The sequence below is a fragment of the Streptomyces sp. NPDC002817 genome (assembly GCF_053592055.1).
Window position 1 is genome coordinate 246,971 of record NZ_JBSFUY010000002.1, and the last position, 25,115, is coordinate 272,085.

Genomic DNA, 25,115 nt, shown 5'->3' on the forward strand with positions numbered 1-25,115 from the left:
GGGTCGGTGGTGCACAGCCGGCCCCCTTTTCTCATGGGAATTCGGGGCTGCAATTCATGCGTATCGTATTCCGCCGTTTCTGGCCCCTCACCAAAGGGCTGCGGCACCGGCTGCTGATCGTCTGGCTGTGCACGGTCGTCGCCGCGCTCGCCGAGACCGAGGCCATCCTGCTTTTCGGTGACCTCACCGACCATGCTCTGCGGCAGGGCTCGTTGAGCGCGTTCTGGGTGCCGGCGCTGAAGTGGCTGGGCGTCGCGATCGTCGGCGCGGTCGTCGCGTACGCCGGCAACTCCCTCGCCGCGTGGGCCACCGAACGCTTCGTGATGCGGCTGCGTGAGCATGTCTTCGACCACGTACAGCAGTTGCCGCCGCACTTCTTCCAACGCCACCGCCAGGGCGACCTGTTGTCCCGGCTGACCGGCGACATCGAGGCGATCGAGACGATGGTCGTCTCGGGCCTCGTCGGTGCCGCGTCCGCCGTCTTCTCCGCCCTCTTCTACGCGGCCGCCGCCTTCTGGCTGCGCTGGGACCTCGCCGCCGCCACCTTCGTCCTCGCCCCCCTGTTCTGGCTGGCCGCGAGAAGATTCTCCGGCTCCATCAGGGACGTCTCCCGTGACGGCCGGGTCGCCGACGGCGCCATCATCTCGGTCGTCGAGGAGTCCCTCGGCAACATCGTGCTCACGCAGGCCTACGACCGCCGGGACGCCGAGCGGCGCCGGCTGCACGAGGAGGCCATGGCCTGGTTCCGGGCCTCGGTGCGGTCCACCCGGCTCAACGAGGCGTACGAGCAGCTCGTCCAGGTCATCGAGACGGTGTGCGTGCTCGCCGTGATCGGTATCGGCGCCTGGGAGATCTCCACCGGCCGGATGACGCTGGGCCAGCTCCTCGCCTTCGCCGCGTTCCTCGGCTACCTCTACCCGCCCGTGCGCGGCCTGGCCCAGCTCGGCCTCACCGTCACCGCGGCCACCGCGGGTGCCGAACGGCTCATCGAGATCCTCGACGTCCGGCCCGCCGTCACCGACCCCCGGCGCCCCACCGACACCCGCCGCCCCGACGGCACCGTCGAGATCCGCGCCGCCTCCTTCCGCTACCCGGGCGCCGACACCCCCGCCCTGAGGGACCTGTCCTTCACCGTCCACCCCGGTGAGCTGGTGATCGTCACCGGCCCGAGCGGCGCGGGAAAGTCCACCGTCTCCAAACTCCTGCTCCGCTTCTACGACCCGGACGCGGGAGACGTCCTCCTGGACGGCGTACCCCTGCGCGACTTCCCGCTGGCCAGACTGCGGGAGTACGTGACGCTCCTCCCCCAGGAGACCCTCGTCCTGCACGACACGGTCCGCGCGAACATCGCCTGCGGCCGCCCCGGCGCCAGCGGCCACGCCATCGAGCAGGCGGCGAGGGCCGCCGACGCGCACGACTTCATCGTCGGACTCCCCGAGGGCTACGACACCCGGGTGGACCCCCACTCCGCACGCCTGTCCGGCGGCCAGCTCCAGCGCCTCGCCATCGCCCGGGCCGTGCTGCGCGACGCGCCGGTCCTGGTCCTCGACGAGCCGACGACCGGTCTGGACGCGATGGCCGCCCGCCGGGTCGTGAAGCCCCTCCGCCGGCTGATGGCAGGCCGTACGACCATCATGATCACCCACGACCTCAACCTCGCCCCCGACGCCGACCGCATCCTCGTCGTCGACCGCGGCCGCATCGTCGAAGCGGGCCGGCACGAGGAGCTGCTGGCGTGGGGCGGGGCGTACGCCCGGCTGCACGGTTCGCAGAACAACGCGGTCATGGACACGGGGGAGCTGCGGCTGCCGCTGTCGTACGACACGTACGCGTACCAGGGCCGCCCTCTCTTCCGGGACGAAAGCCCCTGGGGGTGATGCGGGTCATCCGGGACAGTTGCGTAAAGGGTTCACGAGCCTGACGAAGTCCATTACTCTGGACTTCGCAGTGCATCACGATGAACGAACCCTGCATCAACCCCTCTGGAAGGCCCCGTGACCACGCCCAGCCCCGCCGCCTCGCCCTCGGCAACCCCGGTTCCCGAGGTCTCCGTCCCCCGGGCCCCGGCAGATGCCCCGCGCCGCCGGGGCTCCCTCGGCTCCATCGGACTGGTGCTGTCCGCGGGTATCTCGGTGCAGTTCGGCGGCGCCCTCGCGGCGAGCCTGATGCCGCGGGCCGGGGCGTCCGGTGTGGTGACCCTGCGGCTGGTGGCGGCCGCGCTGGTCCTGCTCGTGGTCTGCCGGCCGCGGCTGCGCGGGTACACGCGTGCGGACTGGGGCACGGTCGTCGTCTTCGGCATCACGATGGCCGGGATGAACGGGCTCTTCTACCAGTCCATCGACCGGATCCCGCTGGGCCCGGCGGTCGCCCTGGAGGTGCTCGGCCCCCTGGCGCTCTCCGTCGTCGCCTCCCGCCGGGCGGTCAACCTCGTCTGGGCGGCTCTCGCCCTCGGCGGCGTCTTCCTCCTCAGCGGCGGAGGCTTCGGCGGCCTCGACCCCGTAGGTGTCCTGTTCGCCCTGGGCGCCGGTGCCATGTGGGCGGCGTACATCGTCTTCAGTGCCCGTACGGGCCGCCGCTTCCCGCAGGCCGACGGGCTCGCCCTCGCCATGGTGGTCGCGGCGCTGGTGTTCCTGCCGCTCGGCATCGCCGAATCCGGCTCGAAGCTCCTCGACCCCACGACGATCGCCCTCGGCTCGGCCGTGGCGGTCCTCTCCTCCGTCCTGCCCTACACCCTCGAACTCGTCGCCCTGCGCCGCCTCCCCGCCTCCACCTTCGCGATCATGATGAGCCTGGAACCGGCCATCGCCGCGACCGCCGGCTTCCTCATCCTGAACCAGGCCCTCTCCATGACCGAGGCCGCGGCGATCGCCCTGGTCATCGCGGCGAGCATGGGGGCGGTACGGACTCAGGTGGGGCGGGGGAAGGCCAAGGTTCCACCGGGCGGTTCCTGAGGGCCGCGGGAAGCCCGGGCCGCCTCCGAACAGTCGACTTCTCGTACATTCTGCGCATTGTCAGCAGCCGTCGGCAGCCTCACCCTGAGCTCTCATGGACAACGGAACACCGGGCGGGCACGTCGGCGAACCACCCCCGCCGGGGCCGATCGAACTGGTCGAACTGGTCATACCCGGCACCGGCGTTGTGGACCGCGAGGAGGTTCTCCGGCCGCCCGGTGTACGCCAGGTGAGCGGGGACGACAGCGCGGGCTGGTACCGGCCCGCAGAGGAGGACACGGACGGGCCGCGCACCCTGCGGGAGGTGTACGACTGGCCCCGGCTGCTGATCGGCGGGGCCGGCCGGGCCGCCTGGCTCTTCCTCCTGCCGTTTCTCGTGATCAACCTGGTGACGTGGATGCAGCCACGCTTACCGGAGCGCTCATGGCAGGGCTCCCTGTACAGCTTCGGAGCGCGGCTGCTCGGACTCTCCCTGACGGTGATGCTGGTCGGCGTCTTCGGACAGGCGGCCATGGACCAGGTCGTCTGGCAGTGCGGAGCCGAGACCGCCGAGTGCGTCTCGGGCAACTTCGCGGTGACCGCGGCCCGTGCGCCGGACACCGGAACGGGCCTGGCCCTTGCGGCCCTCGCACCTCTCGTCGTCGGGACCCTGATGGCGTTCAGCGCCCGGGACGCCAAACGCGAGTACCGCCCGGTGCTCAGGACCGCCTCGCGTGAGAACTACGAGCGGGCCGAGGAGGAGGACCGGCACCGGCGCAACGGACACCGCACCCGGCGGCCCCTGGAGGTCCGCGGCTTCTGGGAGCACAACACGCGGGCGAAGGGCCTGACCACACGGCACCTGTGCGCGGGACTGCTCACGGTGGCCATGCTGCTCATCGTCCCGCCGCTCCAGTACGACCTGCGCGAGGGCGACGCCACCCCGGCCCTGACCCTGTTCGTGCTGACCCTGGTGATCGCCGTCCTCGTGGTGATCGACGGCCCGTACTTCCGCGCCAGCTACGTCCAGCGCGCCGGAACCATGGGCGCTCCACGGCGCAGGCTCCGCTGGCCCCTGCGGTACGCGAAGGGCGCTGTCGGCGGCTGCCTGGCGGTGACGGTCGGCGCCATGGTGTGCTGCGCGGTGCCGCACCGGGACTGGGACGCCGCCCGCGAGCGCTCCACGATGCTGCCCGGCATGGGTGCGGAGGCGAACTACGTGGTGATCGCCCAGGGCGTCGGCCTCGTGCTCATGGTCATCGCCTGTCTCGCCATGGTCCGCGGGGAGACCGGTTCGGCGTCGAGGACGACCCTGTACGGGCTGCTGGGACCCGTGGTGGGCGTACTGGCCTGCTTCGTGGGCTGGCTGTACACCGCCGCGTTCTCCCTGTGGCTCCAGGGCTGGCTCACCCCCGACGGTGACCCGTACGCGGCCCTCATCCCGCGGGCCGTCCAGGTGGTCGCGGCGGCCTTCCCGCTGGTCGTGCTGATCGGTGTGGCGGTGGGCGCGATCGCCGCCGCCTGCACGGCCCTGCGTCACCCCTGGCGACGGGACCTCACGCCCCCCGACCCCGAACCCGGCACCGACCGCGACGACCACCTCGACAACCGACGCCAGTGGAGAAGGCTGCGGTTCGCGGATTACGCCGGAGTCCGCGCCCTGATCTGGTACGACCGCGGTCTGGCCACCCTCGCGGTCCTGGTCGCCCTCCTGACCTGCGCCATGTACGGGGCCTACTGGGTCGGCGACGGCTCCTGGCTGGCGGGCGTACGGGACGTCATGGTCGACGTACTCCAGCAGTTGACGACGCTCGGAGCCGTCATCCTCGTGGGTTTCGTCGCGGTGGCCGTGTTCGCCGTACGAGCCATCGTGCTGCGGCCGGAGATGCGCCGGAACGCGGGGCTGGCCTGGGCGTTCGGCGCGTTCTGGCCGCGTGCGGCGCACCCGTTCACCCCGGCGGCCTGGGCGGTGCGCACCGTCCCCGAACTCGTGCACCGGATCGAGTACCTGCTGGACGAGAACGACCGCCGCCGCCTGCTGATCCAGGCGCACTCCATGGGATCCGTGATCGCCGTGGCGGCCCTGTGGCAGGTACGGCCCGGACTGCGCCGGCACATCGCCCTGCTGACCACGGGCAGTCCGGTCGGTGTGGTGTTCCAGCGCCACTACCCCGGCTACGCGCCCGCCGACTCGATCCACGCCCTGGAGACCCTGCACGCCTGGATCAACATCCACCGCACGACCGACGTACTGGCGGGACCCGTCCTCGGGGCCGCTGCGCACAGCGGCACATTCGAGGACGTGGAGTGGAGGGACGGGGTGGACCCGACAGCCGAACCCGCCACGACGGAACCGGGACGCACCGAGGGCCAGCCCGTCTTCTGGCCCCTGGAACGCCACCTCGGCTACCGACGCGCACCACGGCTCCGCTCGATCCGCAGGGACCTTCTCGACAGCCTGGCAGGTACGCGGCCGCTGTCAGCTCCGGCCGTTCCGCCTTCACGCGCGCCGGACGGCGAGAACGGTGCGGCTGTGCTGCCCCGCGTCAGCGGATGAACCGCTCACGCGGACGCCACCCACTCCCCGAACCCCGGCCCCGCCAGCCGCGCCCCCGCCCCCGGCAGCAACCCCCCGTTCTCGAACAGCTCCCGGTCAGGGTTGCCCGGGTCGCTCGCCGCGACGACCGTCGCCGTGTCGCCGCGCGCCCGCAGCAGGAGTCGTACCGCCTCCTCGAGGCTCTCCTCGCGCGGCCCCGCCACCTCGGCGAACGGTGCCGAGGAGGACACGTCGTCCTCCGTCAGCGCAAGGTCGACGAGGGCCTCGGCGACCGCCCGGGCCGCCACGAGCTGCGTCCGCATCCTCGGGACGTACACGGTGTCGTCCTGCCGCCCCCACTGCGCCAGCTGCTCCACGAACTCGTGGAACTGCGCCGCCCGCAGCACCCGCGCCGGCACCGGCCCCGCCAGCACCGCCCGCTCGTGCGCGAGCTTGGCCGCGTTGTAGCCCGCCACCGAGCCGTCGATGCCGATGATCGAGACGACCACGAGTCGCCGTACCCCCGCCTTCGCCCCGGCCTCGTGCAGATTGCGGGCCGCCGCCGTGAAGAACTCCGTCGCCACCCGCTCGTCGGGCGAGGGTGTGCTCGCCGCGTCGATCACGATCTCCACCCCCTCCAGCGCCTCGGCGAGCCCGGCGCCGGACTCGATGTCCACGCCGGTGGAACGGGAGACGGGGACAACCCGGTGACCGCGCTCCGTCAGCACGTCCACCACATGCCGCCCGAGCCGTCCGGTCGCCCCGGCCACCGCGATCTTCCTGCCTGTGTTCATCGTCGTAGCTCCTTCGTGAGTCCCTCTTGTGTGCCGTCATCGGTCTGACGGAGGGGGAGGAGGAGATGTGACAGGCCCGGCGGCAGAACCTGCGGAATACGCCGGTCGTCCTCGGCGCAGATTTTCATGCAAGCACGCTTGCTTGTTTTTGTGCCCGCTGACATCCTCGCTCCATGGCAGACCCGACGCCCGTGATCGACGATCTCTGTGCGGAGAGCGAGGAACTCGACCTGCTCGTGGCCGAGTTGAGCCCCGAGCAGTGGCAGCTCGCGACGCCCGCCCCCGGCTGGAGCATCGCCCACCAGATCGCCCACCTCGCCTGGACCGACCACTCCTCCCTGCTGGCGGTGACCGATCAGGACGCCTTCTCCCGCGAGGTCGAGAAGGCGCTCGCCGCACCCGGGGACTTCGTGGACAACGGTGCCGAGGAGGGCGCCGGGAAGCCTCCGGCGCGGCTGCTCGCGTACTGGCGCGCGGGACGCGAGGACCTGGCCGACGCCCTGCGGACCGCCCCCGACGGCGCCCGTTTCCCCTGGTACGGCCCGCCCATGTCCACCGCCTCCATGGCCACCGCCCGTCTCATGGAGACCTGGGCCCACGGTCTGGACGTGGCGGACGCGCTGGGCGTGACCCGTATCCCCACCGACCGGCTGAGCCACATCGCCCGCCTCGGCGTCCGCACCCGCGACTACTCCTTCGGCGTGCACGGACTGACCCCGCCGTTCGAGGAGTTCCGCATCGAACTCACCGCCCCTTCCGGCAAGGTGTGGATCTACGGCCCCGAGAACGCCACCGACCGCGTCACCGGCCCCGCCCTCGACTTCTGCCTCCTCGTCACCCATCGGGCCCACCGCACCGACCTCGCCCTGCGCACCGAAGGCTCCGACGCCGACCGCTGGCTCGACATCGCCCAGGCCTTCGCGGGCCCACCCGGTGGCGGACGCCCGCCGAAGGGGGCGGCCGGGTGAGCACCCTGCGTATCGGCAACGCCTCCGGCTTCTACGGCGACCGGTTCGACGCCCTGCGCGAAATGCTCACCGGCGGCGAGCTCGACGTCCTCACCGGCGACTACCTCGCCGAACTGACCATGCTCATCCTCGGCCGCGACCGCCTGAAGGACCCCGGCGCCGGTTACGCCCGCACCTTCCTGCGCCAGCTCGAGGAATCCCTCGGCCTCGCCCACGAGCGGGGCGTCAAGCTCGTGACCAACGCCGGCGGCCTCAATCCCGCCGGACTCGCCGACCGGGTGAGGGAGTTGGCGGACCGGCTCGGCATCCCCGTCCGCGTCGCCCACGTCGAGGGCGACGACCTCACCGCACAGCACCCCGGCAGCCTCGCCGCCCACGCCTACCTCGGCGGCTTCGGCATCGCCGCCTGTCTGCGCGAGGGCGCCGACATCGTGGTCACCGGGCGCGTGACGGACGCGGCCCTGGTCACCGGGCCCGCCGCCGCGCACTTCGGGTGGGGGCCGGGGGAGTACGACCGGCTGGCGGGGGCCGTCGTCGCCGGGCATGTGCTGGAGTGCGGGACGCAGGCGACCGGCGGGAACTACTCGTTCTTCCGGGAGGGTGACGTCCGACGCCCCGGCTTCCCCCTCGCCGAGCTCCACGAGGACGGCACGGCGGTCATCACCAAGCACCCCGGCACCGGCGGCTTCGTCGACGTCGGCACGGTGACCGCGCAGCTCCTGTACGAGACGGGCGGTGCCCGGTACGCGGGCCCCGACGTCACCGCCCGCCTCGACACGGTCCGTCTCACCCAGGACGGTCCCGACCGTGTCCGCATCGACGGTGTCCACGGCGAACCCCCGTCCCCCACCCTCAAGGTCGGCCTCAACCGGCTCGGCGGCTTCCGCAACGAGGTCGCCTTCGTGCTGACCGGGCTCGACATCGAGGCCAAGGCCGCGCTGGTGGAGGCGCAGTTGGAGGCCGCCCTCGGCAAGGTGAGCGAGGCGCGCTGGGACCTCGTCCGCACCGACCGTCCCGACGCCGACACCGAGGAGACGGCGAGCGCGCTGCTGCGGCTCGTCGTACGGGACCCGGACCCGGAGGCCGTGGGGCGGGCCCTCAGCGGGGCCGCCATCGAGCTCGCGCTCGCGAGCTACCCCGGCTTCCATGTGCTGGCGCCACCTGGAAAGGGCGCGCCTTATGGGGTCTTCGAGGATGTGTACGTCCCCCATGGGGCCGTTCCCCATATGGCGGTCCTCCATGACGGGCGGCGGGTCCCTGTGGCACCGGCCCGGGAAACCGTCGTACTCGACGACGTGCCGGAGCCGTCCCTGCCCGAGCCCCTCCCGTCGGGGCCCACGCGCCGTGCCCCTCTCGGGCTCGTCGTCGGCGCCCGCAGCGGCGACAAGGGCGGGAACGCCAACGTGGGTGTCTGGGCCCGGACCGACGAGGCCTGGAGCTGGCTCGCGCACGCGCTGAGCGTCGACCGGTTCCGCGAACTCCTCCCGGAGACCGCCGGCCTGTCCGTCACCCGCCACACCCTCCCGGGCCTGCGCGCCCTCAACTTCGTCGTCGAGGGCATCCTCGGCGCCGGTGTCGCCGCCCAGCACCGCTTCGACCCGCAGGCCAAGGCCCTCGGCGAATGGCTGCGCTCCCGCCACCTGGACATCCCGGAGGAGCTGCTGTGACCGTCCTGTCGTCGGCGCTGGACACCAACGGCCCCGACCACCGCGCCCACCGCGAGACCATGCTCGCCAAGCTCACCGAACTGGACACCGAGCACGCCAAGGCCCTCGCGGGCGGCGGCGAGAAGTACGTCCAACGGCATCGGAAACGCGGCAAGCTGCTCGCCCGTGAGCGCATCGAGCTGCTCCTCGACCCCGACACGCCCTTCCTGGAACTGTCCCCGCTCGCCGCCTGGGGCAGCGACTACACCGTCGGTGCCTCCCTGGTCACCGGCATCGGGGTCGTCGAGGGCGTGGAGTGCCTGATCACCGCGAACGACCCGACCGTGCGCGGGGGTGCCAGCAACCCCTGGTCGCTGAAGAAGGCGTTGCGCGCGAACGACATCGCGCTCGCCAACCGGCTGCCCTGCATCAGCCTGGTGGAGTCCGGGGGCGCCGATCTGCCGTCCCAGAAGGAGATCTTCATCCCCGGCGGGGCCATCTTCCGGGATCTGACCCGCCTCTCCGCCGCCGGGATCCCGACGGTCGCCGTCGTCTTCGGGAACTCCACCGCCGGGGGCGCGTACATCCCGGGCATGTCCGACCACGTGATCATGGTCAAGGAGCGCGCGAAGGTGTTCCTGGGCGGTCCGCCGCTGGTGAAGATGGCCACGGGGGAGGAGAGCGACGACGAGTCCCTCGGCGGCGCGGAGATGCACGCGCGCCTGTCGGGCCTCGCCGACCACTTCGCCGTCGACGAGCAGGACGCGCTCCGACAGGCACGCCGGGTCGTGGCACGCCTCAACCACCGCAAGGCGTACGGCGATCCGGGCCCGGCCGAGCCGCCCAAGTACGACGCGGAGGAGCTGCTGGGGATCGTCCCCGGCGATCTGAAGGTGCCCTTCGATCCTCGCGAGGTCATCGCGCGGATCGTCGACGCCTCCGACTTCGACGAGTTCAAGCCGCTGTACGGAACCAGCCTGACGACGGGGTGGGCCTCGCTCCACGGCTATCCGGTCGGCGTGCTGGCGAACGCGCAGGGGGTCCTCTTCAGCGAGGAGTCGCAGAAGGCGGCCCAGTTCATCCAGTTGGCCAACCAGCGGGACATCCCGCTCCTGTTCCTGCACAACACCACCGGCTACATGGTCGGCAAGGAGTACGAGCAGGGCGGCATCATCAAGCACGGCGCGATGATGATCAACGCGGTGTCCAACTCCCGCGTCCCGCACCTGTCCGTGCTGATGGGGGCCTCGTACGGCGCCGGGCACTACGGCATGTGCGGGCGGGCCTACGACCCCCGCTTCCTCTTCGCCTGGCCCAGTGCCAAGTCGGCCGTCATGGGCCCGCAGCAGCTCGCAGGCGTCCTCTCGATCGTGGCCCGGCAGTCGGCGGCGGCGAAGGGGCTGCCGTACGACGAGGAGGGCGACGCGGCATTGCGGGCCCTGGTGGAGCAGCAGATCGAGTCCGAGTCGCTGCCGATGTTCCTGTCCGGGCGGCTCTACGACGACGGCGTCATCGACCCCCGCGACACCCGCACCGTCCTCGGCCTGTGCCTGTCGGCCATCCACACGGCGCCGTACGAGGGCACGCGCGGTGGCTTCGGCATCTTCCGGATGTGAGGAACCTTCCAGTGATCACTTCTGTCCTCGTCGCGAACCGCGGCGAGATCGCCTGCCGCGTCTTCCGCACCTGCCGTGAATCGGGAATCCGGACGGTCGCCGTGCACTCGGACGCCGACGCGAACGCCCTCCACGCGCGCGTGGCCGACACGGCGGTACGGCTGCCGGGGGCGACCCCCGCGGAGACGTATCTGCGCGGCGACCTGATCGTGAAGGCGGCGGTCGCGGCCGGCGCGGACGCCGTGCACCCCGGCTACGGCTTCCTCTCCGAGAACGCGGACTTCGCACGCGCCGTCCTGGACGCGGGGCTGGTGTGGATCGGGCCGAGCCCGTCGTCGATCGAGGCGATGGCGTCCAAGACGCGCGCGAAGGAGCTGATGGGCCTCGCGCCGCTGGGAGAGCCCACGGAGGCCGATCTGCCGCTGCTGGTGAAGGCGGCGGCGGGCGGCGGGGGGCGCGGGATGCGGGTCGTGCGCCGCATGGAGGAGCTGGGCGCCGCACTGGAGGGCGCCCGCGCCGAGGCCGCGAGCGCCTTCGGGGACGGTGAGGTCTTCCTGGAGCCGTACATCGAGAACGGCCGCCACGTCGAGGTTCAGATCCTCGCCGACACCCACGGCACGGTCTGGGCGCTCGGCAGCCGCGACTGCTCCCTCCAGCGCCGCCACCAGAAGGTCATCGAGGAGTCCCCGGCACCCGGACTCTCCGACGCGCTCGTGGCCGAGCTGCACGCGCTGTCCGTACGCGCCGCCCGCGCGGTCGACTACGTGGGCGCCGGCACGGTCGAGTTCCTGGTCGCCGACGGCAAGGCGCAGTTCCTGGAGATGAACACCCGCCTCCAGGTCGAACACCCGGTGACGGAGGCGGTGTTCGACGTGGACCTGGTGGCTCTCCAGATCGCGGTGGCGGAAGGCCGCGCGCTGGACGCGGACGAACCACCACACGCGCGTGGCCACGCCATCGAGGCCCGCCTCTACGCCGAGGACCCGTCGACCGACTGGACTCCCCAGACCGGCACCCTCCACCGCCTGACCGTCCCGGAAGCCGTCCGCCTCGACACCGGCTACGACGACGGCACCGAGATCGGCGTCCACTACGATCCCCTGCTCGCCAAGGTCATCGCCCACGCCCCCACACGCGCGGAGGCACTCCGCAAACTGGCGGGCGCGCTGGAACGGGCCACGATCCACGGCCCCACGACCAACAGGGACCTGCTGGTCCGCAGCCTGCGCCACGAGGAGTTCACGACGGCGGCGATGACCACCGCCTTCTACGACCGCCACCTCGCCTCTCTGACACCCCCGCCCCCCGACCCGTACGCCCCCCTGGCCGCCGCCCTCCGCGACGCCCACGGCCGCTCCCGCTTCGGCGGAGGCTGGCGCAACGTCCCCTCCCAGCCCCAGACCAGGCGCTACGAACTGGCAGGCGAGGAGCACGAGGTCCGCTACCGCCACACCCGGAACGGCCTGGAGGCGGACGGGGTGCGGGTCGTGCACGCGGACGCGGCTCTGGTCGTACTCGAAGTGGAGGGGGTGCAGCGCAAGTTCGAGGTGACGAGGTACGGCGACGAGGTGTACGTCAACGCGACCCGGCTCAGGGCGCTGCCCCGCTTCTCGGACCCCGCGGCCCAGCTGGCCCCGGGTTCCTTGGTGGCCCCGATGCCGGGAACGGTGGTCAGGGTCGCGGAGAACTTGGCCGTAGGAGCGCCGGTGAAGGCCGGAGAGCCCCTCCTGTGGCTGGAGGCAATGAAGATGGAACACAAGATCACGGCACCGGTCGCAGGAGTGCTGAGCGCTCTCCAGGTACTGCCCGGCCAACAGGTAACGGTCGGCTCTCTACTGGCGGTGGTCGAACCCGCCTGAGGGGCGCGGGGAACTGCGCGACCACCCACAGACAACTCGCACCCGGGAGGAGTCCCATGCCATCCACGATCGAATCCGACGAACACAAAGCCCTCCGAGCAGCGGTAGCCGCCCTCGGCAAACGCCACGGCCGCACCTACGACCGCGAACAACTCTGGTCCGAGGCGGCCAAACTCGGCTACCTCGGCGTCAACCTGCCGGAGGCATACGGCGGTGGAGGCGGCGGCATCTCCGAACTCTCCCTGGTCCTGGAGGAGTTGGGCGCCGCAGGATGCCCCCTCCTCATGATGGTCGTCTCCCCGGCCATCTGCGGCACAGTCATCGCCCGCTTCGGAACCGACGCCCAGAAGAGCGAGTGGCTCCCCGCCCTCGCGGACGGCACCCGCACCATGGCCTTCGGCATCACCGAACCCGACGCCGGCTCCAACAGCCACCGCATCACCACCACGGCCCGCAGAGACGGCACCGACTGGCTCCTCACCGGCCGCAAGGTCTTCATCTCCGGCGTCGACATGGCCGACGCCACCCTCATCGTCGGCCGCGCCGAGGACTCCCGAACCGGCCGCCTCAAGCCCTGCCTCTTCATCGTCCCCCGGGACGCGGAAGGCTTCACCCGCCGCCAGATCGACATGGAACTCCAGGCGGTGGAGAAGCAGTTCGAGCTGACCCTCGACGACGTACGCCTCCCCGCCGACGCACTCGTCGGAGACGAGGACGCGGGCCTGCTCCAGCTCTTCGCCGGCCTGAACCCCGAACGCATCATGACGGCCGCCTTCGCGATCGGCATGGGCCGGTACGCGCTCGCCAAAGCCATCGAGTACGCCCGCGACCGCACCGTCTGGAACGCCCCCATCGGCGCCCACCAGGCCATCGCGCACCCCTTGGCGCAGGCGCACATCGACCTCGAACTGGCCCGCCTGATGATGCAGAAGGCGGCCCATCTCTACGACACCGGCGACGACGTCGGCGCGGGCGAGGCCGCCAACATGGCGAAGTACGCGGCGGGGGAGGCCTGCGTGAAGGCGGTCGACCAGGCCGTGCACACCCTCGGCGGAAACGGCCTCACCCGGGAATTCGGGCTCGCCTCGTTGATAACGGCCTCGCGCGTGGCTCGTATTGCTCCGGTGAGCCGGGAGATGATTCTCAACTACGTCTCCCACCAGACCCTGGGCCTGCCCAAGTCGTACTAGGCCGTCTTGGAGGAACCGTGTTCCGCAGCGAGTACGCAGACGTCCCACCCGTCGAACTCCCCATCCACGAGGCCGTCCTGGGCCGGGCGGCCGAGTTCGGCGAGAACCCCGCGCTGATCGACGGCACGGACGGCACCACCCTCACGTACGCCCAACTGGACGTGTTCCACCGGCGCGTCGCCGCCGGTCTCGCCGAGGCGGGGGTGACCAAGGGGGACGTGCTCGCGCTGCACAGCCCCAACACGATCGCGTTCCCGACGGCGTTCTACGCCGCCACGCGCGCGGGGGCCACCGTCACCACCGTGCACCCGCTGGCCACGCCGGAGGAGTTCGCCAAGCAGCTCAAGGACTCCGCGGCCCGCTGGATCGTCACCGTCTCCCCGCTGCTGGGGACGGCCCGCCGGGCGGCCGAACTCGCGGGCGGCGTCGAGGAGATCTTCGTCTGCGACAGCGCGCCGGGACACCGCTCGCTCATCGACATGCTGGGCTCGACGGCCCCGGAACCGGTCATCGACATCGACCCCGTGGAGGACGTGGCGGCACTGCCGTACTCCTCGGGCACGACCGGCATCCCCAAGGGCGTCATGCTCACCCACCGCCAGCTGGCCACCAACCTCGCGCAGCTCTCGCCCGCCCTCGCGGTGGGCCCCGGCGACCGCATCCTGGCCGTGCTGCCCTTCTTCCACATCTACGGTCTGACGGCCCTCATGAACGGGCCCCTGCGCAACGGCGCCACCGTCGTCGTCCTGCCCCGCTTCGACCTGGAGACCTTCCTCGCGGCCATCCAGAACCACCGCATCACCGGCCTGTACGTCGCCCCGCCGATCGTCCTGGCCCTCGCCAAGCACCCGCTGGTCACCCAGTACGACCTGTCGACGCTGCAATACATCATCAGCGCCGCCGCCCCCCTGGACGCCAAGCTCGCCGAGGCCTGCTCGCAGCGCCTGAACCTGCCGCCCGTGGGCCAGGCGTACGGCATGACGGAACTCTCGCCCGGCACCCACGTCGTCCCCCTGGCCGCCATGCGCCACGCACCGCCCGGCACGGTCGGCCGCCTCGTCGCCGGCACCGAGATGCGCATCGTCTCCCTCGACGACCCCGACAAGGACGTCGGCGTCGCAGAGGACGGCGAGATCCTCATCCGCGGCCCCCAGGTCATGAAGGGCTACCTGGGCCGCCCCGACGCCACCGCCGCCATGATCGACCCCGACGGCTGGCTGCACACCGGCGACGTGGGCCATGCCGACGCCGACGGCTGGTTGTTCGTCGTCGACCGGGTCAAGGAGCTCATCAAGTACAAGGGCTTCCAGGTCGCCCCGGCCGAGCTCGAGGCCCTCCTCCTCACCCACCCCGGCATCGCCGACGCCGCCGTCATCGGCGTCTACAACGACGACGGCAACGAGGTCCCGCACGCGTACGTGGTCCGCCAGCCCACCGTCACCGACCTCTCCGAAGGAGAGGTCATGATGTACGTCGCCGAACGCGTCGCCCCCTACAAACGCGTCCGCCAGGTCACCTTCATCGACGGGGTACCGCGGGCCGCCTCCGGGAAGATCCTGCGCCGCCGACTGAGGGAGCTCCAGTGACACTGATCGGCCGCGCACGCGCGCGGGGAATCGAGACCCTCACCCTCGACTCGCCGCACAACCGCAACGCCCTGTCGGCCGCGCTGGTGGGCGGGCTGGCGACCGCCCTGGCCGAAGGGGAGAAGGACGGCGACGTACGCGCGATCGTCCTCACCCACACCGGGAACACGTTCAGCGCGGGCGCCGACCTGAAGGACCCACCGGATCCCCAGGCCCTGGTGGGACTGCTCCGGCAGATCGTCGGGCTCCCCAAACCGGTGCTCGCCCGGGTCACCGGTCACGTCCGTGCGGGCGGACTGGGCCTGCTGGCGGCCTGCGACATCGGGGTGGCGGCCACCGAGTCGAGCTTCGCCTTCACGGAGGTACGGATCGGGGTGGCCCCCGCGGTGATCTCCCTGCCGCTGCTGCCCCGCACCGACCCCCGCGCCCTCGCCCGCTACTACCTCACCGGCGAACGCTTCGACGCCGCCGAGGCCGCCCGCATCGGCCTCCTGACGGCGACCGGCGACGACGTGGACGACGTACTGGAACCCATCCTGGACGGCCTCCGCAAGGCGGCCCCCGAAGGCCTGGCGGAGACGAAACAGCTGCTCACCGCTAGGGTGCTGGAAGCCTTCGACCGGGACGCGGCCGACCTCAGCGCACTCTCGGCCCGCCTGTTCGCCTCCGCACAGGCCCGCGAGGGCATGACGGCCTTTCTGGAACGACGGGACCCCGCATGGGCGCTGTGAGCACGGTCGGCGACCGTGTGGAACGTACTCCCAAACAGGACCGCAGCCGGGCCACCCGGCAGCGGCTCCTGGAAGCCGCCGTGGCCTGCCTCGCCGAACACGGCTGGGCGGGCTCCACGGTGTCCGTCGTCGCCGAACGCGCGGGCGTCTCCCGAGGCGCCGCCCAGCACCACTTCCCGACCCGGGAGGACCTGTTCACGGCGGCGGTGGAGTACGTGGCGGAGGAACGCTCGACGGCTCTGCGGGCGCTCTTTCCGCAGGGCACGACGGCCGACCGGCGCACCGTGGTGGCAGCCCTCGTCGACCTCTACACCGGCCCTCTGTTCCGCGCGGCCCTGCATCTGTGGGTCGCCGCCTCCAACGAGGACCAGCTCCGCCCCAACGTGACGGAGCTGGAGGCCCGCGTCGGCCGCGACAGCCACCGCATCGCGGTGGAGCTCCTGGGCGCGGACGAGTCCAGGCCCGGGGTGCGGGAGACGGTCCAGGGCCTGTTGGACATGGCCCGGGGCCTGGGGCTGGCCAACCTGCTCACGGACGACGCGGGGCGCCGGGAACGGGTCGTCGCCCAGTGGGCCGTACTGCTGGACGACGCGCTGGGCTGAGCGCCCGCCGCGCTCAGGGACTGAGCCGCTCCACCCGCCAGCTCCCGTCCGGCTCCGCCACGTACCGCAGCCGGTCGTGCAGCCGGTTCTCCCGGCCCTGCCAGAACTCCACCGTCTGCGGAGCCACCCGGAAACCACCCCAGTTCGGCGGCACCGGCACCTGCTCGCCCTCCGGATAGCGGGCCTCGAGCTCGGCGTACGACGCCTCCAGGTCCGTCCGTGTGGCGATCACCGACGACTGGGCACTGGCCCACGCCCCGAGCTGCGAACCGTGCGGGCGGGTCCGGAAGTACGCGGCGGTCTCGTCCCGCCCGGTACGGCGCGCGACACCCGTGACGACGACCTGCCGGGCCATCGGGTGCCACGGAAAGAGCAGCGAGACGTACGGATTCTCGGAGAGGTCACGCGCCTTGCGGGAGCCGTAGTTCGTGTAGAACACGAACCCCTGCTCGTCGAACTGCTTCAGCAGCACCGTACGAGAGGTGGGCCGGCCCTCCGCGTCCGCCGTGGAGACCACCATGGCGTTCGGTTCGAACAGCTGGGCCTCCGTCGCGGCCTGCTTGAACCAGCGCGCGAACTGCCCCACGGGCGTGGCGGCGAGGTCGACCTCGGCGAGCCCTTCGGCCCGGTACTGCTTGCGCATGGCGGCGGGATCGGGGAAGGGTACGGGGTCGCGGGAGACGGCGTCTGCGTCGGTCACGCCGTCATCCTGCCGTATGGAATCCGCCGGAGAGCCGGTCGGGGCCCACCGCACAAGGGTGGCACTCAGTGCCGCAAGAGCTCCCCAAAGGTGGCACTCGGGGATATGGTGCAGATGTCCCCGCGGTGGGGTGACCACCTGCCGTACGGGGCATCACAGGGCCAACCGACCATCCGGAGCCGTCCCTTCCGCAGGTTGTCCCCGCACCGCCCCCGACAAGACCTGTCGCACACATCATGAGGAGCCGCCTGATGTCCGACCTCGACCCCGGCTTTGTACCTGGCCTCGAAGGAGTCGTCGCGTTCGAGACGGAGATCGCCGAACCGGACAAGGAAGGCGGCGCCCTGCGGTACCGGGGCGTCGACATCGAGGACCTGGTCGGCAACGTCTCGTTCGGCAACGTCTGGGGCCTGCTCGTCGACGGCGCCTTCCGCCCCGGCCTGCCGCCCGCCGAGCCGTTCCCGATCCCCGTGCACTCCGGCGACATCCGAGTGGACGTCCAGTCCGCGCTCGCGATGCTGGCCCCCGTCTGGGGCCTGAAACCCCTCCTCGACATCGACGAGGCCCAGGCCCGCGACGACCTCGCGAGGGCGGCCGTCATGGCCCTGTCGTACGTCGCCCAGTCCGCCCGCGGCCAGGGCCGCCCCATGGTCCCGCAGAACGAGATCGACAAGGCCCAGTCCGTCGTCGAACGCTTCATGATCCGCTGGCGCGGCGAACCCGACCCCAAGCACGTCGCCGCGGTCGACGCGTACTGGACGTCCGCCGCCGAGCACGGCATGAACGCGTCCACGTTCACGGCCCGGGTCATCGCCTCCACCGGCGCGGACGTCGCCGCCGCCCTCTCGGGCGCCGTGGGAGCCATGTCCGGCCCGCTGCACGGCGGCGCCCCCTCCCGCGTCCTGCACATGATCGAGGAGATCGAGCGCACCGGGGACGCCGACGCGTACGTCAAGCAGGCCCTCGACAAGGGCGAGCGCCTGATGGGCTTCGGCCACCGCGTCTACCGCGCCGAGGACCCCCGCGCGCGCGTGCTGCGACGTACGGCCCGTGAGCTGGGCGCGCCGCGCTTCGAGGTCGCCGAAGCCCTGGAGAAGGCGGCCCTGGCGGAGCTGCACGCCCGCCGTCCCGACCGGGTGCTCGCGACCAACGTCGAGTTCTGGGCGGCCATCGTCCTGGACTTCGCCGAGGTGCCGGCGCACATGTTCACGTCGATGTTCACGTGCGCGCGTACGGCGGGCTGGTCGGCGCACATCCTGGAGCAGAAGCGGACGGGACGGCTCGTGCGGCCGTCCGCGCGGTATGTGGGGCCGGGGTCGCGTAGTCCGCAGGATGTCTCGGGGTTCGAGGACATCGCCCACTGAGAGAGGTGCCTGAGGGGCGCGGGTGACTGCGGGTGCGATGCGGCTTGTCGCGCCCACGCGGCGGGAGCCGCAGATCGACACAGCCCCGCGCCCCCTCGGGGTGTTGAACTAGGCCGGAGCCAGCAGGCCGCCGTGGTGGCGCTCCGCCACCAGTGGATGCGCCCGGAGCTTGCCCTTCAGTTCGTTGTAGCCGTACTCCGCGAACAGCGGGTTGGTGGGGTCGTCGGAGACGCCCGGTGCGGCGGAGGCGTACGGGAAGGACAGCGGCTCCACGCGCGCGTCGAGGCGCGGGTTGTAGAAGAACGGGACGGAGAACCGCTCGGTCGCCCCGGGCGGGGAGACGACCCGGTGATTCGTGGCGACGAGATACCCGTTGGTGGCCACCTCCAGCAGCTCACCGAGATTCACGACGAACGCCCCGTCCAGCGGCGGCACATCGTGGAACTGCCCGTCCTCGCGCTGCACCTGGAGCCCGCCGACCTGGTCCTGGAGCAGCAGGGTCAGGAACCCGTAGTCCTTGTGGGCACCGACCCCCTGATCGGCGCCGTCCCCGGCACTCCCCGGGTACCGCACGAGCTTCAGATGCGGATGGGCGTGCGCCCCGAAGACCGGGTCGTAGAAGTCGGCCGGCGCTCCGATGGAAGCGAGCAGCTCGTGCAGCAGCCGCTCGGCGACGGAGCTGAGCCGTTCGACCCACCCCAGCGCGGCGGTCCGCAGCTCGGGCAGTGAGCCCGGCCACTGGTTGGGGCCCTGGAGCCACCAGTAGGCGGGCTCATCGGCACCCGGTATGCGAGCCTCCCGCTCGGCCCCGATGTCGAGCTGGTCCCGCCAGTCCCTGCTGCCCCCCGTCCGCTCGTCCCCGGTCCGTGTGTATCCACGGAAGTGCGGCGAGCGGACGTTGTCGATGGCGAGTCGCTCCGCTTCGGGAAGGTCGAAGAACCTCCGCATGGCGGAGAGCAGGGAACCGACCTCCTCACGGCTGACCCCATGCCCGACGAGCTGGAAGAACCCCACGTCATGGGCGGCACTGTGCAGCTGGGCACGGAGCAGCGCACGGGCTTGGGGGCCGCGATCGGCGGCGGAGAGATCGATGATCGGGAGCTGCTGGTACGACGGATTCGTCGGCACGTTCGTCATGGAGTTCGTCCACAGAAGGAGAAGAAGCAGGAAAGGAGGAAGCGGCAGCGGGTGGCTGCGTCAGAAGGGGCCGGAGGCTCAGATGGAGCGTCGACAGCCCATGCTCGTGACGCGGACGTAGTCCACGTGGCGGCGTCGAACGAGCGAAAGCATGAGGTCAGGGTACTGCGCGCCGGAAGAAACGCGGGTGTCGCAGATCACTCCCGGAAATCCTCCAGGAACGCAGACGACCCGCAAGCTCGGGTTCCCGCCGCCGGAGCGGGGGAGCCGGCCGGACGTACCGGCGAGCTTGCGGGTCGGGTGACTGCGTTGGATTGGCCGGCTGCGTGCGTCTCGCACACGCTGGTCCGGCACCGCACTTCGTGTGGTGGCAGGCCGCTAGCCCGCAGCCACCTCTCGCGCCCGGGTGTCACTCATTAACCCGATCACCTCCTTTCAGCGATACGCCACACCCTAGGAACCGGTCGGCCACCGATCAACCGGTTTTTCGGAAAGGAAGAGCAAGGCGAGCCGGGGCAGCCGTCGCCGCATCCCGTCATCGTCGTCGAAGTCGAAGTCCTCGCCCATGTCGGTCTCGGCGCGGGGGTCCGGATGATCCGCTGCGTACTGTCTCCAGGCCCCGTAGAAGGCCTCGCCGTCTCCGGTGATCCGCTCGTACGCGTCCGAGGCGCAGTAGTCGGCATCCTCGTGGAAGAGCGTCCGGTCCTCGAAGTCGGCGGCCGCGCCGATGACCTCGGCATGATCCGCGGAGGCTGTCCGGCACGGCGGCCGCCCGCTCGTACCCCTCGCGTCCCTGGGCGATCAGCCCCGCACGGAAGTCCATGAAGCTGTCGTCGGAGCAGCCGCCGCCGATGACGGCGAGGGAGCGGCTCACGGCGCCGGAATCGCCATGGACGGATCAACGGCGCGACTCCTAGCGTTCGCCCCATGACAGAGCGACTCGCGATTCTCAGTGGTTCGGTGTTCGAGGAACAGATCGGCTACGCCCGGGCCGTCGTCGACGGCGACCGGGTGCATGTGTCGGGGACGACCGGGTTCGACTACACGACGATGACGATCTCCGACGACGTCGTCGAACAGGCCGAGCAGTGCGTACGGAACATCGGTGCGGCACTGGCGGAGGCGGACTGCACCTTCGCCGATGTCGTCCGCGTGCGGTACCTCCTGCCCGACCGGGAGGACTTCGAGCCGTGCTGGCCGGTGCTGCGGCGGACGTTCGGGGAGGTGCGGCCGGCGGCGACGATGATGATGTGCGGGCTCGCGGATCCTCGTATGAAGATCGAGATTGAGGTGTACGCGCGGCGGGAAAGCGGATCTCGTGCCTGATGTTCGAATAGAGCCCGCCGTGGGCGACGCCATGCTCGAGCAGTGGCGATACGTCCACAACGTGATCATTCCGGCCGACGAGCTGGACCTCGCCACGGTGCGGGAGCGCGGCGCGCGGTACCGGCTGGAGAACGCGTACGTCGGTGACGTGCTCGTCGGCTGCTCCACGGTGCGGCCCCCGGAGGACGGGGCGGCGACGGTCATCGCGCGCGTGCTGCCCGAGCACCGGCGGCAGGGGTTCGGGACGGCGCTGTACGAGAACGGGCTCGCCCACGCACGCGTGCTGGGCGCCACCACGATCGAGACCTGTGTCCTGGCCGTCAACGAGGACGGTCTGCGCTTCGCCGAGAGACACGGATTCACCGAGGTCGAACGCTATGTGCTGCCGCCCGAGACCGACCTGTGGGTCGACCTCAGGCTGGATCGGGCACCGTAGAGACAGAAGCGGCGTACAACGATTCCCCCAACTTGCGGGAACCCGGTGTGTGCTGCGTCACGTTCCAGTTAGATGATTGCAAGTGAGCGAACCGACGTGCCGGACGGACGGACGCAGCCTGCAGGGGGTCCAGGTGAGTGCTTCGCGGCGTAGTGGGACCACCGACGAGCTGGGGCCCGACGAGCCCGAACAGCCCGACGGCGCGGATCTGCTCGCTGCCCTGCTCGACGGCATGGACGCGGCACTGTGTGCCTTCGACGCCGACGGCGTCGTCACCCACTGGAACCGCGAGGCCGAACGGATCCTGGGCTGGACCGCGGCGGAGGCGGTGGGGCGGCAGGGGTTCGCCGGGTGGGCGGTGCGCAGCGCGGACGCCCAGGAGGTCGAGGGGTGGCTGCTGTCCGCCATGCGGGCTCCCGGACGGCAGGTGCACGAGTTCGCCCTGCTGACCAAGGAGGGCGGGCGGGTCCTCGTACGGACCCAGTCGGCCGCCGTACGCGGATCCGACGGGAAGCCGGCCGGGGTGTACTGCGCCTTCAGCGAGGTGCACGCGCAGATCGACCTGGAGCGGTCCATCGCACTGAGCGAGGCCCTGTTCGAGGACGCCAGCTGGGGTGTCGTGCTCGTCGACGCCGATCTACGGCCGGCAGCGGTGAACGCGCACGCGGCCCGGGCCCTCGGCATCGGCCGTAGGTCCGTCCTGGGGCGGCCCCTCGGGGAGCTGCTCGCGCAGGGTGTGGAGGAGCTGGAGAGCGCGCTCACCCATGTGCTGGCCGAGGGCGCGCCGCCCGCACCCGCCGAGATCTGGGTGAGCGTGCGCACGCCCGAGGGCGAACAGCGGCGCTGCTGGCGCTGCGGCTTCGTACGCCTGGCCTCGCCGCTCGCCGAGGAGCCGGTGCCGCTGGGCGTCGGATGGCTCTTCAACGACGTCACCGAGGCCAAGCAGGCCGAGCAGGAGGCGTCCCTGCTGCGCTTCCGCACCAACCAGCTGCACCGGGCGGCCCGGGCCGCCGCCGAGTGCGAGGACCCGGCCGAGGCCGCGACGATCCACCTGGACTTCGCCCTCGCCGGCTTCGCCGACCACGCGCTGATCGACCGGGTCGCGGGGGAACCGGCCGCCGAGTCGGACACACCGGTACGGCTGGTACGGGTCGCCTCGACGCCTTCCGGGGCGCCGGGCCCGAGCCTGCTGACCGGACAGGCCGGGTTGCCCGTGCGCTACGCCGAGGGACATCCGGCGCTCCAGTGCGTGGACCGGACGGGCGCCGTACGGGCCAGCGTGGGGGCGGTACCGCCCGAGAAGGCACGCGAGTGGGCCGTGGCCCGGCAGTGGCCGGGGGACGCGGTACACGCGCTGTGCGCGGTCCTGCGGAGCCGGGGGCGGACGCTGGGGGTCGTGACGTTCCTGCGGGGGGCCGGGCGGAGCCAGTTCGAGCGGTCCGACGCGGTGTACGCGGAGGATGTGGCGGTGCGGATCGCCTCGGCGCTCGATCTGGCGGGGGTTCTACGACGGTGAGGTGACGGTCCGCCGTCCAGCCGCCCGCTAGTGCCGGTAGAAGATCCGGTCCCCGTACTCCTCGAACACCCGCGCGTTCCACGCCAGCCCCCCGTCCACGTTCCCCGACCGCAGCATCGGGGGCTCGATGCCCCGTGCCGCCAGGTCGGCCGCCGCCGTTGCCACGGCGGCCTGGAGGAGTGCCGAGGTGACGACCGTGGAGGCGGGGGCGAAGGGGGCGGGGACGGTGTCGAGGGTGAGTTCCGCGTCGCCGATGGCGATCTTGGAGTCGAGGACGACGTCGCAGTGGTCCTTGAGGTAGGTGCCGGAGGAGTGGCGGGGGGTCGTCTCCGAGGCGTACGCCACCGAGGTCACGCCGATGACCTTCACGCCGCGCGCGCGTGCGCTCATCGCCATCTCGACGGGGAGGGCGTTGCGGCCGGAGAGGGAGATGATCACGAGGGTGTCGCCCGCGCGGAGCGGGGAGGAGTCGAGGACGGCGGTCGCGAGGCCGTCGACGCGCTCCAGGGCGGAGCCGAGCGTGGCGGGCATGACGTCGACGCCGACGACACCGGGGACGGTGAGCAGGTTCATCAGTGCGAGACCGCCGGCGCGGTAGACGACGTCCTGCGCGGCGAGCGAGGAGTGCCCGGCGCCGAAGGCGAACAGCCGGCCCCCGGCGGCGACGGTGTCGGCGAGGAGCGCCCCGGCCGCGTCGATGTGCGCGGCCTCCTCCTCGCGGACCCGCTGGAGCAGGCCGATCGCAGCGTCGAAGAACCGGTCGGCGGGCGTGCCGTCGCTCATACGGGCCCCTTCGGGTCGGCTGTGTCGCGGATCACCGTGCGGTCTGGACCACTGCGGTGTCAATACGGCGGGGCCGAGCCGTGACGGCCCGTGCGCGAACCCGCCTGCGCCCGGCACCGACGCCACCGGAGCGCTGCCGAAACCAGCTCGTTTCACCGGCGCGGCACGGTTGTCAGTGCTATGCGTCAGAATTGAGGCCAGGGCCAGCGCACGCGCCGCGAAGTCGTTGCGCTTCCGGCAGATCTCATCGAGGGGCACGTATGTCCGGACTGATCGACACCACGGAGATGTATCTCCGCACCATCCTCGAGCTGGAGGAGGAAGGTGTGGTCCCCATGCGCGCCCGGATCGCCGAGCGGCTCGACCAGAGCGGGCCGACCGTCAGCCAGACGGTGGCGCGGATGGAGCGCGACGGGCTGGTGTCCGTGGCGAGCGACCGGCACCTGGAGCTGACCGACGAGGGGCGCCGGCTGGCGACGCGCGTGATGCGCAAGCACCGGCTCGCGGAGTGCCTGCTCGTCGACGTCATCGGGCTGGAGTGGGAGCAGGTGCACGCCGAGGCGTGTCGCTGGGAGCACGTGATGAGCGAGGCCGTGGAGCGGCGGGTGCTCGAGCTGCTCCGCCACCCCACCGAGTCGCCGTACGGCAACCCCATCCCCGGCCTGGAGGAGCTCGGCGAGAAGGACGGCGCCGACCCGTTCCTGGACGAGGGCATGGTGTCGCTGGCCGACCTGGACCCGGGTCCGGAGGGCAAGACGGTCGTCGTCCGGCGTATCGGCGAGCCGATCCAGACCGACGCCCAGCTGATGTACACGCTGCGCCGGGCGGGCGTGCAGCCCGGTTCGGTGGTGAGCGTGACGGAGTCGGCCGGCGGGGTGCTGGTGGGCAGCGGGGGTGAGGCGGCCGAGCTGGAGTCGGACGTCGCGTCGCATGTGTTCGTCGCCAAGCGCTGACCGTCGTACACCTTCTGTCGGGTGTTCAACTGCCGGGACGACAGAGGCAGTTGTGGCATCCCGATGATCTCGTCGATTCCAAGATTCACTGTGCCGAATCGCAGCGCTCGGACGCCCCGCGTGCGAGGCTGTCGCGTGAGGCATATGACCTGAGGGGGCGGGGAGGATGTGCCGCAGACGTGTGGAGGGCCCCGGCGCCATATGGCGCCGGGGCCTGTCCTCCCCTGTGCTGACCCGGAGCCCCGAGCTCCCAGGGTCATTCCCCTCGGACCGGTTTCCCCGACCGGTCCGCCTCCCGCTGAAGATCTCCCCTCGGCGGCGACGATCAATCCTTGAGCAAGGTCACTCAAACGAGGGGTGTTGTCGGCGGAAACCGCATTCTCGAATGGGCTTTCGATAGCCTTCGGGTGACACGTCGGGCGGAACGTGCGCTTCAGGGAGG

21 protein-coding genes are annotated in these 25,115 nt (G+C 71.4%); 16 read left to right on the forward strand and 5 right to left on the reverse strand.

The window, feature by feature from the left end:
* The first annotated feature begins 56 nt into the window (after positions 1-56).
* The 3 genes from ACWD3I_RS04145 to ACWD3I_RS04155 all read left to right on the forward strand — a co-directional run bounded on the left by ACWD3I_RS04145 (position 57) and on the right by ACWD3I_RS04155 (position 5,487).
* On the forward strand, positions 57-1,877 hold the full coding sequence (locus tag ACWD3I_RS04145) for an ABC transporter ATP-binding protein (protein ID WP_365408471.1): 1,821 nt from the start codon (positions 57-59) through the stop codon (positions 1,875-1,877).
* Positions 1,878-1,994: 117 nt separating this feature from the next.
* Positions 1,995-2,951 (forward strand): EamA family transporter, encoded by a 957-nt coding sequence (locus ACWD3I_RS04150; RefSeq protein ID WP_365408473.1) that lies wholly within the window; start codon positions 1,995-1,997, stop codon positions 2,949-2,951.
* Positions 2,952-3,045: 94 nt separating this feature from the next.
* Complete coding sequence (locus tag ACWD3I_RS04155) at positions 3,046-5,487, forward strand: hypothetical protein (RefSeq protein WP_365408476.1); 2,442 nt, start codon at positions 3,046-3,048, stop codon at positions 5,485-5,487.
* Between the two features lie 5 nt (positions 5,488-5,492).
* Here ACWD3I_RS04155 and ACWD3I_RS04160 read toward each other — a convergent pair whose 3' ends face one another.
* Complete coding sequence (locus tag ACWD3I_RS04160) at positions 5,493-6,260, reverse strand: SDR family oxidoreductase (RefSeq protein WP_365408479.1); 768 nt, start codon at positions 6,258-6,260, stop codon at positions 5,493-5,495.
* A gap of 173 nt (positions 6,261-6,433) precedes the next feature.
* Between ACWD3I_RS04160 and ACWD3I_RS04165 the strand changes: the two genes are divergently transcribed.
* Genes ACWD3I_RS04165 through ACWD3I_RS04200 form a run of 8 tightly spaced genes read left to right on the forward strand, consistent with a single transcriptional unit; the run spans position 6,434 to position 16,458 of the window.
* Entirely contained in the window at positions 6,434-7,228 is a 795-nt protein-coding gene (locus ACWD3I_RS04165) for a TIGR03084 family metal-binding protein (RefSeq protein ID WP_365408482.1), read from the forward strand.
* A complete protein-coding gene (locus tag ACWD3I_RS04170; protein WP_365408485.1) occupies positions 7,225-8,895 on the forward strand; it encodes an acyclic terpene utilization AtuA family protein in 1,671 nt (556 codons plus the stop codon). The genes ACWD3I_RS04165 and ACWD3I_RS04170 overlap by 4 nt, the downstream gene beginning before the upstream one ends.
* Positions 8,892-10,490, forward strand: a complete 1,599-nt coding sequence (locus ACWD3I_RS04175; protein ID WP_365408488.1) for an acyl-CoA carboxylase subunit beta — start codon at positions 8,892-8,894, stop codon at positions 10,488-10,490. Before ACWD3I_RS04170 ends, ACWD3I_RS04175 begins: the two co-directional genes overlap by 4 nt.
* Before the next feature lie 11 nt (positions 10,491-10,501).
* Positions 10,502-12,349, forward strand: coding sequence for an acetyl/propionyl/methylcrotonyl-CoA carboxylase subunit alpha (locus ACWD3I_RS04180; protein WP_365408491.1), 1,848 nt, complete (start codon positions 10,502-10,504; stop codon positions 12,347-12,349).
* Positions 12,350-12,405: 56 nt separating this feature from the next.
* Complete coding sequence (locus tag ACWD3I_RS04185; protein ID WP_365408494.1) at positions 12,406-13,539, forward strand: acyl-CoA dehydrogenase family protein; 1,134 nt, start codon at positions 12,406-12,408, stop codon at positions 13,537-13,539.
* A 17-nt stretch (positions 13,540-13,556) separates the two neighbouring features.
* The gene (locus tag ACWD3I_RS04190) at positions 13,557-15,125 is read left to right on the forward strand and encodes a 4-coumarate--CoA ligase family protein (protein ID WP_365408497.1); all 1,569 of its coding nucleotides are present in this window, start codon (positions 13,557-13,559) and stop codon (positions 15,123-15,125) included.
* A complete protein-coding gene (locus ACWD3I_RS04195; protein WP_365408500.1) occupies positions 15,122-15,856 on the forward strand; it encodes an enoyl-CoA hydratase family protein in 735 nt (244 codons plus the stop codon). Before ACWD3I_RS04190 ends, ACWD3I_RS04195 begins: the two co-directional genes overlap by 4 nt.
* Entirely contained in the window at positions 15,844-16,458 is a 615-nt protein-coding gene (locus ACWD3I_RS04200; protein WP_365408503.1) for a TetR/AcrR family transcriptional regulator, read from the forward strand. The genes ACWD3I_RS04195 and ACWD3I_RS04200 overlap by 13 nt, the downstream gene beginning before the upstream one ends.
* Before the next feature lie 13 nt (positions 16,459-16,471).
* Here the strand turns inward: ACWD3I_RS04200 and pdxH are convergent, their stop codons facing one another.
* On the reverse strand, positions 16,472-17,101 hold the full coding sequence (gene pdxH / locus ACWD3I_RS04205) for a pyridoxamine 5'-phosphate oxidase (protein WP_365408546.1): 630 nt from the start codon (positions 17,099-17,101) through the stop codon (positions 16,472-16,474).
* Between the two features lie 308 nt (positions 17,102-17,409).
* Here pdxH and ACWD3I_RS04210 point away from each other — a divergent pair, with 308 nt between their 5' ends.
* A complete protein-coding gene (locus ACWD3I_RS04210; protein WP_365408506.1) occupies positions 17,410-18,522 on the forward strand; it encodes a citrate synthase 2 in 1,113 nt (370 codons plus the stop codon).
* 108 nt (positions 18,523-18,630) lie between these two features.
* Here ACWD3I_RS04210 and ACWD3I_RS04215 read toward each other — a convergent pair whose 3' ends face one another.
* Both ACWD3I_RS04215 and ACWD3I_RS04220 read right to left on the reverse strand, forming a co-directional pair.
* Entirely contained in the window at positions 18,631-19,659 is a 1,029-nt protein-coding gene (locus ACWD3I_RS04215; RefSeq protein ID WP_365408509.1) for an isopenicillin N synthase family dioxygenase, read from the reverse strand.
* Between the two features lie 535 nt (positions 19,660-20,194).
* Positions 20,195-20,482, reverse strand: coding sequence for a hypothetical protein (locus ACWD3I_RS04220; protein WP_365408549.1), 288 nt, complete (start codon positions 20,480-20,482; stop codon positions 20,195-20,197).
* Between the two features lie 104 nt (positions 20,483-20,586).
* On the opposite strand from ACWD3I_RS04220, the gene ACWD3I_RS04225 reads away from it, so the two are divergent.
* From ACWD3I_RS04225 to ACWD3I_RS04235, 3 genes are all read left to right on the forward strand, one after another.
* Complete coding sequence (locus tag ACWD3I_RS04225) at positions 20,587-20,985, forward strand: RidA family protein (RefSeq protein WP_365408512.1); 399 nt, start codon at positions 20,587-20,589, stop codon at positions 20,983-20,985.
* Between the two features lie 31 nt (positions 20,986-21,016).
* Positions 21,017-21,421 carry a GNAT family N-acetyltransferase gene (locus ACWD3I_RS04230; protein WP_451084035.1) on the forward strand — a complete coding sequence of 135 codons (405 nt, stop codon included), beginning with the start codon at positions 21,017-21,019 and terminating at the stop codon, positions 21,419-21,421.
* Between the two features lie 133 nt (positions 21,422-21,554).
* Complete coding sequence (locus ACWD3I_RS04235) at positions 21,555-22,937, forward strand: PAS domain-containing protein (RefSeq protein WP_365408518.1); 1,383 nt, start codon at positions 21,555-21,557, stop codon at positions 22,935-22,937.
* A gap of 27 nt (positions 22,938-22,964) precedes the next feature.
* Here the strand turns inward: ACWD3I_RS04235 and ACWD3I_RS04240 are convergent, their stop codons facing one another.
* Positions 22,965-23,720, reverse strand: a complete 756-nt coding sequence (locus ACWD3I_RS04240) for an SIS domain-containing protein (RefSeq protein WP_365408520.1) — start codon at positions 23,718-23,720, stop codon at positions 22,965-22,967.
* A gap of 260 nt (positions 23,721-23,980) precedes the next feature.
* Between ACWD3I_RS04240 and ACWD3I_RS04245 the strand changes: the two genes are divergently transcribed.
* Positions 23,981-24,673, forward strand: a complete 693-nt coding sequence (locus tag ACWD3I_RS04245) for a metal-dependent transcriptional regulator (RefSeq protein WP_351683104.1) — start codon at positions 23,981-23,983, stop codon at positions 24,671-24,673.
* The last annotated feature ends 442 nt before the right edge of the window (positions 24,674-25,115 follow it).